The 1588-nt window shown below is 46.0% G+C and carries 2 protein-coding genes; both read left to right on the top strand.

The genetic code is table 11. The annotated features are described in order from the left end of the window. Window positions 1-429: glycerol-3-phosphate dehydrogenase C-terminal domain-containing protein (locus tag A3739_RS01245; protein WP_304440236.1), on the top strand; the 429-nt coding region annotated here is incomplete at its 5' end. Further along, a partial coding sequence (locus tag A3739_RS01250) for an FGGY-family carbohydrate kinase (RefSeq protein ID WP_068499917.1) occupies window positions 426-1588 on the top strand: 1163 nt, incomplete at its 3' end. The genes A3739_RS01245 and A3739_RS01250, both read left to right, overlap by 4 nt.

Below are 1588 nucleotides of genomic sequence, written 5' to 3' on the forward strand. Positions count from 1 at the left end.
TCCATATCGGATTTAGATGCGCCTTCAGATTTTAGTGAGTCCGATGAATCTGTGTTGATTGGCGACCATAAACTATCGAAGCAACGCCGTCAGAGGCTCGTTGGCCGTTACGGTGATATTGCTAATCAGCTTGTGGAGCAAGCGGATATTGATGATTTAACGCTGTTAGGCAACACTGAAGTTTGCCTCCAAGAATTATTTTGGGCGTGTGAGAACGAAGCCGTTGAGCATTTAGATGATCTTCTTTTGAGACGTGTACGGATAGGGATGTTGTATCCGGAAGGCGCGATTCATTTGATTCAGCCATGGACAGAGTTATTGCGCGAGCGTTTACAGTGGCCTATTCAAAAATGGGATGAAGAGTGGCATAGATATAAAAATATCATTGCGGATCACTACAGCCTTCCGAACCAAAAGGAGTGCGTGTGAGCGATACAATACTTGCCATCGATAACGGAACGCAGTCTGTTCGTGCATTGCTTTTTGATCGAAACGGAGAATTGTTAGCAAAGTCGAAAGTTGAAATTGAACCTTATTTTTCGGTGCACCCAGGTTGGGCCGAGCAAGAGCCTGAAATCTATTGGCAGGCTTTGGTTGATGCTTGTTCTGCGCTATGGGGTGAAATGGCAAATTTAGGTCGTAATAAGGGTGATATTGCTGGAGTGTCGGTCACGACACAGCGCGGCACCATGGTGAATCTTGATAAAGGTGGTAAGCCATTACGACCTGCCATTACTTGGCTGGATCAGCGTAATTCAAAAGCCCTCGGGCATTTGCCAAAGCTGCATGAGCTAGCATTTAAAATGGCTGGCGCTAAAGATCTTGTTGAGCGCTATCAAGCACGTGCACAGTATCTTTGGATAGCATCCAATCAACCAGACATTTGGGAAAAAACGGATAAATATCTCAATCTATCTGGCTTTCTAAACTATCGCTTGTGCGGTGACTTTGTCGATTCTCTTGCCTCGCAAGTCGCATATTTGCCTTTCGATTATAAAGGCTTGAAGTGGTCCGCAGAGAGTGATTGGCGTTATCGTTTGCTTCCTGGATTTAAACAAGAGTTATTCCCTAAGCTGTATCGCCCAGCTACGGTGATGGGGCAAGTTACCATCGATGCTCAAAATATGACGGGTATCCCTGCTGGAGTGCCACTGATTGCTTCCGCATCAGATAAAGCATGCGAGATTCTTGGTTCAGGTGGTCAGTCAGATGATGTGGCATGCATGAGTTATGGCACAACGGCCACAATCAATACAACAAGTAAAAAGTACATAGAACCTATTCGATTCATGCCTGCATATCCATCGGCAATCCCAGATCATTATTGCTCTGAAATTATGATTTTTCGCGGATTTTGGATGGTTAGTTGGTTTAAAAATGAATTTGGACTTCGTGAGCAAGCAATGGCCGAGGCGCAGAATGTTAGCCCAGAGAGTTTGTTCGATGAGCTAGTGAACGCTGTGCCGCCCGGGTCAATGGGATTGATGCTGCAACCCTATTGGACGCCGGGTGTGCGAGATCCGGGGCCTGAGGCTAAGGGGGGCATTATTGGGTTTGGTGATGTGCATACTAGAGCACATGTTTATCG

The organism is Oleiphilus sp. HI0067, from assembly GCF_001635735.1.